We start from the raw sequence: 9200 nt of genomic DNA, 5'->3' as shown, positions 1-9200 counted from the left end.
GTCCGGAACAGCTCCGGGACGCCGGCGGGCACGGGGAGGTCGGTGCCGTCGCGCTCGTCCTCCCTGATCGGATCGCCCGCGTAGTGCCGCAGGTCGAGTACGGCGCTGCGGATGGGGTCGGCGAGGTCGGGGCTCTTGCACTCGACGGCGACGAGCGGGATGCCGTTCACGAACAGGACGAGGTCGAGTATCGACACCTCGCCGGACCGGTTCTCGACGCGAAGCTGGTCGACGACGGTGAACTCGTTGAGCGCGAAGCGGTCAGCCTCCGGACGCCACTCGACGTACTGCACCGTGGCGGAGGTCCCGCCGTGCTCGGCGGACGGGCCGGTGAGGACATGGCCGCTGAGCAGCATCTCGGTGGCGTCGAAGTTGGCCTGCGCGATGCCCCGCCCGAGGGAGACGGAGGTCAGCTCGGCGATGGAGCGGGCCACATCGGTGGCGTCCATCCACGGCTCGTTGTCGGCCGCGCGGCGGTTGATGCGGCGCAGCGCGGCCTCCAATTTGTCGGTGAGCAGCGGCGTGACGGCATCGAGCGTGCCGATCTCCTTGCCGGGGACGTGCGTCCAACCCATCGCCTCAAGCTGGGCGACGATGGGCCGCTCCACCTCGTCCCGCTCCACCTGCGCCACCACGTCCCGCGCCTCCCGCCCGTAGCCCACTCCCCTGACGGACCATTCTGCGCCTCGGGCGGGGCGGGTGCGACGGCTTCCGGGGGTGGGCGTGGGGACGCCGGTGGACACGGCCTGATTTTCACCGGACGTCCACCGGCTGGGCACGCGAGGTCAGTTCAGCGACTCCGGAACGGGGAGGAACGCACCCCGGCTCTCCGCGATGCGGCACGTTTGGTGAAGCGACTCGGACATGCGGGCGGCCAGGAAGTGGAGTTGGGGCGCCGTCGCCCGGTCGTCGGCCAGCATGTCGGCGGCGTGGTCGAGGAGTTCGGCGGCCATGTCGAGCTGGGCGTCCTCGACATCGTCGGCGACGCGGGAGACTGCGCCGTCGCCGTCCCCGATGAGGTAACAGGGCTTGCCTTCCGGGCTGGTCCAGGGGAGCAGCCGGGGCGCGGTGGGACGGCCTGGGGTGTTGCTCATACGGATACCTCCATGCCGTGGACGAGGCGGAGGGCTTCGTCGTAGCGCTCGTGCGCGAGGAGGTAGGGGCGGACGAGAGCGCTGTCCTCGCCTCGGAGGAGGGCCTCGGGCGGCCTGCGGGGAAAGGGAGGTACGAGGGCCACGGGCTGCCGGGCGGAAGGTGCCTGCGGCGACCGGTGGCGGCCTCGGGTGGGCCTCGGGAGCCGCCGAAGCCGAAGCAGCGGCTCGACGAGGCGATGGATGAAGTGCGGCACTGTCGTCAACTCCGTCGGTTCGGCGGCCAGGCCCCCGGACTGTCGCGAGCAGTCGCGGGGGTGTTTTGTGCGCGGCCGGTGTGTGACCTCGCTGTGTAGCGATTCACCTACAGAGTGAGATGGCGCGGACTAGGCTCGCCAGGGGGTAGCAGGTGACACGGCTTCTGTCGCACGGGAGTTGACGATGAGTACCACCTATGGGGAATGGCTGAAGGCGCAGCGCGAGACGGCTCGACTCACGCAACAGGAGCTGGCCGACGCAGCGATCATGACGCGCTCGCACATCTCGCACATCGAAGCGGGCCGCCGCGTGCCGTCCAAGGAGGACGCGAGACGCCTGGACAATGCGCTGGGCACGGGGAATGTACTGAGCAGCTTCCTGCCTGACGATGACGCGGCGGTCGCCGACTACTTCGAGGCGGCGCGGCTACTCGAACAACAGGCGGTGATGATCCGGGAGTTCGCGCTGTCGTTCATGCCCGGCATCCTTCAGACGGAGGGTTACGCACGTGCGGTTCTGGGCACGTCGTTCCCTCCAGTGAGCGAACAAGAACGTGACAGGCTCGTCGTCACACGGCTGGAGCGAGCGAAGATCCTCGACACCCCGGTGACACCCGTAGTCTGGGCGCTGCTTGATGAGGCGGTGCTACGCCGCACTGTCGGCGGGGCCGACGTCATGGCGGAACAGATCATGCACGTCGTCCGCCTGGTGGAAGCGGGACGCGTACGGGTCTACGTTCTGCCCTTCGGGCTCGGGGTGCATCCGCTCATGCAGGGCATGCTCACCCTCCTGCGGTTCGAGGACCAGCCTCCGGTGGCGTACTCCGAAGGCATCCAAGTAGGCAGGATGCACGACTCCCCCAGCGTGGTCGTTCAGCTCGAAGGCGCCTACGATCTCGCACTGGGCGACGCAATGCCGCTCAAGGAGTCACTGGCCCTGATGAGGACGATCGCAAAGGACTACGGACACCGTGACTGAACACACTATCCCGGACGCTTCCTCACTGACCGGCTGGCGCAAATCGACCTACAGCGGCAACGAAGGCGGCAGCTGCGTCGAAATACTGGACGGTCACCCTGCAGGCGTTCCCGTACGCGACTCCAAGGTCTCGCACGGCCCCGCCCTGGTCTTCCCCACAGGTGGCTGGGCATCGTTCGTTGGAGCCATCAAGGGCGGAGAGTTTCCCCGCCTGAGTCTCGCCGACACCTCAAGCAATTGGCTCCCCGCTTCCATATGGCGGGAGCCAATTTCATTGCCGATTACACCGCGACTCGACCGGAGAGCAAATCATTCATGAGGCCCTGCTTCAGCTTGCGAAGCTTGGTGAGCTCGCCTGCCTCTGCTCCGATACTCGCATCGCATCTCGTCAGCGAGGCGACGAATTCCCTTTGCTCATCCAGAGAAACGAGCGGAAAGCTCAACGCCGAAAACCGATCCCCACCCAGATGAGCAATGCTGGTGGTCTTTTTAGAAATAGCAGCAAATACGCCGGACTGCAACCAGTACTCGAAGACCAGTTGGGCGAATTCTGGGATCGCTCGCTCACCGGAACGAAACCGTACCAAGGTATTCTGGAAGCAGTACTCGCCGACGCCTCCCCGGTAGATGGCGCTACGCCCGACGAGCTCCAGGCTCTGCCCCTCGTTGAGGAGAATATCTCCAGGGACCAGCCCGTACACAGCCAGCTCCCCACTCGTGAATCCCATGGTGTTCACATCTGAGTAGTCAATCCAGCCTGCGAAAACGTTGGCCACCCGAAGATACGGGTACTGCCCGCCCGCAGCTCGACTATCCGGCGACAGCTGCTTACCCATCCGGATTTCAGCGATGTCTCGCACCGGGGTCCAATTAACCTCGACCGCACCGGCCGTCACCCGTCTCATGAACTCCAGCTGAGCCCCCTGCCGTACACTGCGCAGCTTCGCGATGGACGCCTCAATGGCACGCTCCGCCTCCGCGAAGCCTCGAAGCACATCGACGACCCTCTCCTGCTCGCCTAGTGGCGGCACAGACAATGGGTGATCCAAGTAATCTTTCAGCTTGAGATTCACCAATCCAGTGGTCTGCTGCTGATAACGCCAGATCGCCGGAGACCCGTAGACCCAAACAAGTACATTCTTCAAGAAGTCTGGGTTGACAAATTTCCGATTAGGACGGAGCACACGAAAGAAATTCGAGCAAGTATACTCTTGCCCCGCAATCCCGCCATCATGAAGAGCGACTCTTCCAACCGGTGTTCCAGGACCGCCGCCCGAAGCTTCCAACAACAGATCTCCCGCGAGAAGGCGCTTGCGCGAGATCTGTCGTGAATCAAGAATGCGAAGGGCCGGTTTGCTATAGTTCACTCGTCCTTCTGAATTGATGTTCGTAGCTCTCAATACATGGACGTTTGATGCTCGGAAGTCTGATGGAGAATCTCCCCAAGCGCCTGCGAAAACATCCTCAAGGACCTCGCGCAGCCGGACGGACTTCCATGGTTCACGCGACATAGCCCAGCTCCTCCAGGAACCCGTCCAGCGTCGCCGTTGCCTTCTCCCGCCCCGCCTGAATCTCCTTCAGCGACACCGCGTACTTGTCCGCCCACAACCCATACGCGTCCACCAACTCCCGCCGCCGCCGAACCACATGCCCATCCAGCTTGCCCGCAAGATCCGCCCGCAAGAGGTCCAGCACCACCCGCTGCTCGTCCTCCCCCGTCAGCGCCTCCCGGGCCCGGAACAGCCGGGGTTTCTCCTCGCCCAGCTTCAGCTGGGCACCCGGCGTCCATTCGAACCAGAAGTCCGCCTCACGGCGCTTGATCTCCGCACCCACCTTCGCGCGGTCCTTCTTCACCTGGGCCAGCTCCGCCAACTGCTCGACACTCAGCGACACGGCCTCGCGTGTGACAGCGTCCTCGTCACCCCCGCCCTCGCCATCCTCGGACGGTTCCGGCTCGGCGTTCAGTTCCTTCCAGCGCGCGTCCAGCTCTGCCTTGCGCGCATCGGCGTCGGCCAGCTCCGCCAGGAAATCGGGCGCGATCGCGGCGACGATCTTGTGGTCGTACGCCTGTCGGCGCTCCGCCGTCGTCCGCTTCCGCAACTTCCGGGTCTTCGGGTCCTGTTCGGGCGCCAGCAGCGCGTCGACGTTCTCGACCCATCCGTCAACCACCCCCTTGAACCCGTTCTCCGACAGCGCGAGAAGGTCGTACTTGGCCTCGTACCACCACCCCGCCACCGCCCCCGCCAGTGCGTACCGGTCCAGCAGGCCCACCCCGCTCAGCCGCTCTACGAACGACCCCATCAGCGACCCACGCACCGTCATCAACGCGGCCTTGCGCTCCGAAGAGGTCAGGTCAGCGAGCCGCTCCTTAGTTGCCGCCACCGACTCCAGGTGCCGGGCCTCCGCCTTCCACCACTCCCCGAACGCGGCCCGCAGGGCATCCTCGCGCGGGCGGGCCAGTTCGCCGAGCCGGGCCGCGTCCGGTCGCTGCTCCTCGGGCAGGAAGTCCACATATGCGACGTCCGCCGGCTCGCGCTCCGCAAACAGATCGGTCAGCGCCACCCCGTACGCGTCGAGCAGTTCCTTCTTCGCCTCGATCTCCGCGCGCGGCACCCCGCCCACCAGATGCGCCCGTACGTCCTGCGGCTCCGGCGGTGGCGTGTTGTCCACGTAGCGGCGGATGTTGAGGTTGTCGTCGTTGTCGGCCAGCTCCTCGCGGCTCACCGTCCGCGAGAACCCGGGCACCTCCGCGTACGCGTGATACGTCGACGTGATCTTCTCGGCGTGCTCGGGGAGGAGCACGTTCTGGGCCCGCTCGGAGTGGTACTCCCGGTCCGCGTTGATGAACAGCACCTTGTCCGCCCGTGCCGGGTCCTTCTTGCCGGGCGGGCGCAGCAGCAGGATGCAGGCGGGGATGCCGGTGCCGTAGAAGAGGTTGGGGGCGAGGCCGATGACCGCTTCGATCGCGTCGTCGTCCAGGAGCTTCGTACGGATCTCCTGCTCGCCGCCGCCACGGAAGAGCACGCCATGAGGCATGACCGTGATGACCGTGCCTCCGCGCCCTTCCCGTTTGGTCTCCCAGAGCATGTGCTGGAGGAACATCAGGTCGGCCTTGCCGCGCTCGCTCGTCGCCCCGTAGGTGGTGCGCTGCGCGCTGTGCATGAGGTCGCTCAGCGCGTAGTCCATCGAGAACGGCGGGTTGCTGAGCACGCCGTCGAAGCGGTCCGCATCGGATCTCGGTACGTGCGCCGGCTCGGCGAGGGTGTCGCCGGTACTCAGGTCGAAGCGGCGTACCCCATGGAGCACCATGTTCATCGTCGACATGATCCAGGAACCGCTGTTGGCGTCCTGGCCCGCGAAGAACATGTCGGAGGTATCACCGCCGTGCTCCTCCACGTACTCCTTGGCGTGGATGAGCATGCCGCCCGAGCCGACGCAGGGGTCGTAGATGCGCATGCCCGTGCGGGGGCCGAGGAGTTCGACCATCATGCGGACCACGGCGCGCGGGGTGTAGAACTCTCCGCCCTTGCGGCCCGCCGAGTCCGCGAACTCCTTGATCAGGTACTCGTACGCGGCACCGATCAGGTCGGGGAACTCGAAGTCGTCCGTTCGCAGCCGGATGCGCCCGAAGTGCGCGATGAGCAGTTTCAGCCGCTGATCGGCGAGTTTCGCCGCACCCGCTGCGGTGCCGGAGCCGCCGATCCGGTTGAAGTCGAGATGGTCGAAGAGGCCCTTGAGCTTGCTGTTCTGGCCTTCCAGCGCCTGAAGGGCGGGGCGCAGGCGGTCCTCGGTGATGTTGTGGGTGGCGGACGAGATCCACTTCCACCGGGCATTCTTGGGGACGAACAGCACATCGCGGTCGCTGTAGGCGGACTCCTGCTCCAGGTAGCCCTCCAGCAAATCCTCGGAGAGGTCACCCACCTCCTCCGCAGCGCCCGCCTTGATCTGCTCGCGGGCAGCCTCGAACTCATCGTTGGCCCGCTTCAGGAAGAGCAGTCCGAAGATGTAGTCCTTGTACTCGGAGGCGTCCATCGTCCCCCGGAGAATGTCCGCGGCGGCGAACAGATGCCGCTCCAACTGCGCGAGCGTGAGCTTGGCCACCTATGACTCCCTACGACCCGGATCGACGTAGGAACCTTACGGCGGCGGCGAGGTGCAGCGGTAACCCTGCGGCTGTACCGGTCAGCTCACGTCAGTAGGACGTCACGCCCAGCCCTTGTTCGACAAAGTCGAAGACGTCCGTGTACGGGTCGCGCAGCACCTTCGGCACATGCTCCTCGTGGACGGCGTTCATCCTCAGGGCGCGCTTCTTCGCCTCCGCATAACTGCCCTTCGGAATCTGTTCGGGCAGTACCGCTTTGAGGTTCGCGACACTGTCGGCGAACGGCAGCCGCGCCGCCGCCATTTCGCAGACACCACCGAAGGTGCCGGTCACATGCTTGTGGTGCAGCAGCCGCCATACCTCGAAGCAGGGGTGGGAGAACGCCACCCGTACCCCCGCCTCGTCGGCCTGCTTCATAGCCGACTCGATGGAGTCGTGCCTGTCACGGTCGAACAAACACCAGACCGCCGGCCAGAACTTCTTCTCCAGTCCGCTGCGCTTAGCAGCCCGGTTCTCCTCACGCATCAGCCGCACCGCCGCCTCCACGAGCTTGATCGGCTTGCGCTGCGACCCCGGCGCCGAGGAATTCGCGATGCGGACCTCCACGCCGGTCGCTCCAGCCCGGTCCCGGACGACCTTGATGTACTCGGGCTCGGTCACTTTGCCCTCGGTGAAGACGTGTACGACCTTGCGGCGCCGCCCGGGCTTGTACGCAGGGCCCAGCGAATCCCTCCCCCTCGTACGTGCCATCAGCTCCGCTCCGCCTCGTACTCGCGTTCCTGTGCGTCTTCGTCCAGCAGCCGTCGGGCGATCTGGCCCTCCAAGAGCGAGGGAACGGCACCGAAAGCGCCGGCCAGATAGGACTTCATGAGGTCCTCGTCCTCCCCTGGAGCTGCGGCGGTCAGCGGATACAGCTCGGTCGCACCGTCCTTGTCCTTCTCCGTCAGCCATACCTGTCCGGGTTCCAGCAGCCGGCCGCCGCTCGGGGTGGTCAGCACGGACGGGTCGTGAGAGGTGAAGACGAGTTGCGCGCCCTTCGGATTGGCCTGCGGATCGTGGAAGAGCCGGATGACCTCCGCCGCGAAGCGCGGGTGCAGGCTCGCGTCCAGCTCGTCGACGAGCAGTACGGCGCCCTCGTCCAGTGCCAGCAGGAGCGGTCCGAGGAGGGCGAACCAGGAACGGGTGCCGAGCGACTCCTGCTGCCAGTCGAAGGCCACGTCGCCCGCGACAGAGCGATGGATGAGCTTGACCGTCGCCCGTTCCTTGCCCTCCTGGGCGACCTCAGCGCCGGTGAGTCCGAGGTCAGCGATCCGCAACAGCTCATTGATGCGGCGGGCGCGCTTTCCTGAGAGCTCGGCAATGGTGAATGCCTCACGCTCCGGGCGCTCTTCCTCCGGGTTGATGAGCCACAGGTTGCGGCGGAACCAGTGGAAGAGCGGAGAGAGCTGGGGATGGTTGTCCGTGCCGGCGGTGGACAGCAGCAAAGCATTGGGCCGGGTGCGCCGTTCCAGTTGAGACCGGTCCTTTACCCGGCTGCTCGGCCAGTCGTAGACCTTGGGCCGCGAAGCATCCCGGTCGAGCCACACCTGACGATGTCCGCGGGGGTAGCTGTGCAGCCACTCCGCCTCGATGCGCTCCGAGCCGAGTTCGAAGCCGTAGGTCCAGCGCACACCGTCGAGCACAAGGTCCAGCTCGAAAAAACTCGGCTCGTTGCCCTTCTTTGCATTCAGGGCAAAAGGGACGCGCACGGTGCCGTCGTAGGACGCCCAGCGCGCGTACGAGTTCAGTACGGCATTGCGCATGTCGGTCAGAGCAGCCAGTACGTTCGACTTGCCCGATGCGTTGGCTCCGAAGACACCGATCAGGGGGAACACACTGACCGACTGGTCACCGGCAAGCGCCAGTAGCCGCGTAGCCGCACCGGACTCCTGGCCGGACGCGACAAAGGACAGCTCGTGTTCGTCACGTAGTGACCGTACGTTCGCTACGCGGAGTCGCAGCAGCACATCGACCCCCTCTCCGCTTCGGGTGAGAATAGCTCCCCGCCCTCCGACCCGCTCGGCCGGATGGGCGATGCCCGGCTCTGGGGAACCGGCAGGTCGCCGCCACTGAGCAACATCTCTGACAAAGAAGCGCAGGAGCACAAGGCCACGGCCTCGATTCCTCGTCCATCTCGCTCCGTTGGCAGCAATTGCAGCGTTTCCACAAGTCGGCCGGGAACGTTCGCCAGGTTCACCCCGACCGTACTCCCTAGCTTGCTCAACCCCCACCCTGCACAGGCTCTGCGCTTCCCCCGCGCACACCTTGGATCAGGTGGCACGAACGGGGCGACCTTACCGGCCCCTCAATGACCCTGAACATGAGAGAAGCCAGGTCAGACCGGATCTGACCTGGCTTCTCACTGAGCCGCCTGGGGGAGTCGAACCCCCGACCTACGCATTACGAGTGCGTCGCTCTGGCCAACTGAGCTAAGGCGGCAGGCCGCGCACGTGATTGGTGCGGCAGGCGCGGCGCGGACAAGTCTACACAGGATCCGGGGGTGCTCCGTACGGGGTATTGAAGCCGGGGCCAGGGGCCCCGACCAGGGATGTTACGGGCACCGCTTGCCGTCCTTGGGGGCCTCGCCCTTCAGCAGATAGGTGTCGATCGCGTCGTTGATGCAGGAGCCGCCCCGGAGGTAGGCGGTGTGGCCGTCGCCCTCGTAGGTCAGCAGGCGGGCCGAGGAGAGCTGGCCCGCGAGGCCCTGGGCCCAGGCGTAGGGGGTGGCCGGG

At 65.8% G+C, this 9200-nt stretch carries 8 protein-coding genes, 1 tRNA gene and 1 pseudogene; 2 read left to right on the top strand and 8 right to left on the bottom strand.

Annotation, left to right across the window (positions count from 1 at the left end; translation table 11 throughout):
- Both ACRDP3_RS11845 and ACRDP3_RS11840 read right to left on the bottom strand, forming a co-directional pair.
- On the bottom strand, window positions 1–743 hold a 743-nt coding region (locus ACRDP3_RS11845; protein WP_431516850.1), incomplete at its 3' end, for a type I restriction endonuclease.
- 42 nt (window positions 744–785) lie between these two features.
- On the bottom strand, window positions 786–1094 hold the full coding sequence (locus tag ACRDP3_RS11840) for a hypothetical protein (protein WP_431516849.1): 309 nt from the start codon (window positions 1092–1094) through the stop codon (window positions 786–788).
- A gap of 438 nt (window positions 1095–1532) precedes the next feature.
- Here ACRDP3_RS11840 and ACRDP3_RS11835 point away from each other — a divergent pair, with 438 nt between their 5' ends.
- Together ACRDP3_RS11835 and ACRDP3_RS11830 are read left to right on the top strand one after the other, a co-directional pair.
- Window positions 1533–2327 carry a helix-turn-helix domain-containing protein gene (locus ACRDP3_RS11835; RefSeq protein WP_431516851.1) on the top strand — a complete coding sequence of 265 codons (795 nt, stop codon included), beginning with the start codon at window positions 1533–1535 and terminating at the stop codon, window positions 2325–2327.
- A pseudogene (locus ACRDP3_RS11830) lies at window positions 2320–2532 on the top strand (DUF397 domain-containing protein); the annotation flags it as partial. The gene ACRDP3_RS11835 and the pseudogene ACRDP3_RS11830, both read left to right, overlap by 8 nt.
- Before the next feature lie 76 nt (window positions 2533–2608).
- On the opposite strand, the gene ACRDP3_RS11825 reads toward ACRDP3_RS11830, so the two are convergent.
- The 6 genes from ACRDP3_RS11825 to ACRDP3_RS11800 all read right to left on the bottom strand — a co-directional run.
- Complete coding sequence (locus tag ACRDP3_RS11825; RefSeq protein WP_431516848.1) at window positions 2609–3694, bottom strand: restriction endonuclease subunit S; 1086 nt, start codon at window positions 3692–3694, stop codon at window positions 2609–2611.
- A gap of 133 nt (window positions 3695–3827) precedes the next feature.
- Window positions 3828–6428, bottom strand: a complete 2601-nt coding sequence (locus ACRDP3_RS11820) for an N-6 DNA methylase (protein WP_431516847.1) — start codon at window positions 6426–6428, stop codon at window positions 3828–3830.
- 91 nt (window positions 6429–6519) lie between these two features.
- Window positions 6520–7179 (bottom strand): RloB family protein, encoded by a 660-nt coding sequence (locus ACRDP3_RS11815; RefSeq protein WP_431516846.1) that lies wholly within the window; start codon window positions 7177–7179, stop codon window positions 6520–6522.
- Window positions 7179–8435: an AAA family ATPase gene (locus tag ACRDP3_RS11810; RefSeq protein ID WP_431516845.1), complete on the bottom strand. Its 1257-nt coding sequence runs from the start codon at window positions 8433–8435 to the stop codon at window positions 7179–7181. The genes ACRDP3_RS11815 and ACRDP3_RS11810 overlap by 1 nt, the downstream gene beginning before the upstream one ends.
- Window positions 8436–8833: 398 nt before the next feature.
- Window positions 8834–8907: transfer RNA gene (locus tag ACRDP3_RS11805), tRNA-Thr, on the bottom strand.
- A 112-nt stretch (window positions 8908–9019) separates the two neighbouring features.
- Window positions 9020–9200, bottom strand: a 181-nt coding sequence (locus tag ACRDP3_RS11800) for an alpha/beta hydrolase (protein WP_431516844.1), incomplete at its 5' end; no start/stop codon positions are given.

This window comes from Streptomyces sp. (genome assembly GCF_050698815.1).
Taxonomy (GTDB): domain Bacteria; phylum Actinomycetota; class Actinomycetes; order Streptomycetales; family Streptomycetaceae; genus Streptomyces.
This window is presented reverse-complemented; position numbering and strand designations above follow the sequence as displayed.

What these genes read in the sequence shown, in the direction of transcription:
- ACRDP3_RS11840 (WP_431516849.1), bottom strand. Translation starts at nt 1,094, where the DNA reads ATGAGCAACACCCCAGGCCGTCCCACCGCGCCCCGGCTGCTCCCCTGG.
- ACRDP3_RS11835 (WP_431516851.1), top strand. Translation starts at nt 1,533, where the DNA reads ATGAGTACCACCTATGGGGAATGGCTGAAGGCGCAGCGCGAGACGGCT.
- ACRDP3_RS11815 (WP_431516846.1), bottom strand. Translation starts at nt 7,179, where the DNA reads ATGGCACGTACGAGGGGGAGGGATTCGCTGGGCCCTGCGTACAAGCCC.